Raw genomic sequence first — 1902 nt, forward strand, 5'->3', positions numbered from 1 at the left:
TCAGCCCGGATATTGCACGTGTACGCGGCTTTAATACCAGCTTTTATGATTACTTATTTGTCATGATGATCACCTTGGTCACCATCGCCGCGGTAAAGATTATTGGCGCGGTATTGGTTGGTGCATTGCTGCTGATTCCTGGTGCAACGGCTAGGTTATTGACTAAACGCATGGGCAGTTTTGTTCTCCTTTCTTCTTTATTGGCAACCATTGCGTGTTTAATAGGAACCATACTGCCGATGGAGCTTGAGCTACCAGTGCCATCAGGCGCATCCATCATCATTGTTTCTGCGGCATTTTTCCTAACAGCAACGGTTTACCGAATTATCCAAAAAGCGTAACCCTTTTTATAAAGTAATGAACATGAAGATAAAAAAATTAGCGATAACTTTTGGTTTGGTTATAGCGACAACACTTCCATCGTTGGCAAGCGCCAAAGACATTTTAACCAGCACTCCCGTCACGTACATGTTGTCTGAGCAACTCATGAAAGGTACAGGGATAGAGACTCAGTATCTGCCTCCAAAGCGTTACGGCGTTGAGCGTCTTGAGAACTGGTTCGCAAATAAAGGTACAGAGCAAGTTAAGCAAGCGGGTCAAGCCGCGACGGTTGCTATTACTCTTGGTGCGATTTGGAAACAAGACCCGACTTATGTTTACGCTCGACAGGGCAACATTCACTTGATTGAAATCGATGCATCGCAGGCCATTTCTCCTAGAGCTCAAGGAGTTGCAGTTCTGACATTGGAAAACGGGTCAACATCGAAGTACGCATGGCTGAACCCTACAAACTTAATCCGAATGGCGGGCATTGTTGGAGAGGATCTACAACGTGTATATCCTGAACACCAAAAGGCGATTCAAACGAATCAACAGGCTCTTATGCTCAATGTGCGTGAACTGATCAACCAACAACAGGCAGAGATCTTCGATAAAGGCATCGATTCAGTGGTACTGATGAGTGAGTCATTAGAGGACTTTGCCTCTGGCAACCAATTGTTTGTGGTTGGGCGCGAATTTAAGCCGGAACTTGAGTGGACAGAAGAAGACAAATTATCTTTAAAAGCTCAGTTTGAACAAGATAAAACGCTATGGTTAGTGACGGATAAACGACCGTCGAAAACCTTGACATCGCTTATTAAACCGAGCCGCATACTGCAAATTGATGTTATTGACCGCTGGGGCAGTAACGGTATCAAAACTGAGAAGCCACTCGCACGTTGGGAGATGTGACACGTAAAAAGCCACAGATTTTATGATGGGGAGTGAAAAGTTCCCTATTTTTTTGTGATTAAGCTCAAAATGTGAGCATTGATACCACTGGTTGCATAAGAAAGTGTTTGTTTCATTTCTATTTCATTACTACTTTGTTATGTGTTCGTTGCGATTGATTCGGATTTAATCTGTTTCTAAGCGAACCGGTACAAACAACTATACGGATGTTAACAATGAAAATGAAAACTCTAGCCGTTGCAGTGGCGGCACTAGCATGTGGTTCACAGGCCTTCGCAGCAGAAGTTTACAACAGCGATGGTACATCTTTATCGATCGGCGGTCACGTTTCAGTTGGCGTGGGTGAGTATTTCGAAGAAGAAGTAAAAGTTCACCAAGTGTCTCCACGTATCAATGTTGCGGGCAAGAAAGACATTGGCAACGGTATCACTATCGACGCTAAAGGCGAATGGGCACTTAACTACCTAAATGGTGGTAGCCAGTCGTTTTCAACTCGTTTGGGCTACATCGGCGCGACCCACCAGCAGTTTGGCCGTTTAGTGGGAGGTACACAGTGGTCTCCGTACTACGATGTCGCTGGCGTTGCGGATCTACCAATCGCGTTCGCGAACGACTTTTTGTACGACAATCACAACAATCTAGGTACTGGTCGTGCTGAAAAAATGATCA

General features: G+C 44.8%; 2 protein-coding genes and 1 pseudogene. All 3 read left to right on the forward strand.

The window, feature by feature from the left end:
- The coding region (locus IQR33_RS02585) for a metal ABC transporter permease (RefSeq protein ID WP_193843487.1) at nucleotides 1-341 on the forward strand (341 nt) is incomplete at its 5' end.
- Between the two features lie 22 nt (nucleotides 342-363).
- Nucleotides 364-1233, forward strand: coding sequence for a metal ABC transporter solute-binding protein, Zn/Mn family (locus tag IQR33_RS02590; RefSeq protein WP_005374240.1), 870 nt, complete (start codon nucleotides 364-366; stop codon nucleotides 1231-1233).
- Between the two features lie 215 nt (nucleotides 1234-1448).
- Nucleotides 1449-1902: pseudogene (locus IQR33_RS32135) on the forward strand (porin); the annotation flags it as partial.

It is taken from the genome of Vibrio sp. OPT46, assembly GCF_015163535.1.
GTDB lineage: Bacteria > Pseudomonadota > Gammaproteobacteria > Enterobacterales > Vibrionaceae > Vibrio > Vibrio alginolyticus.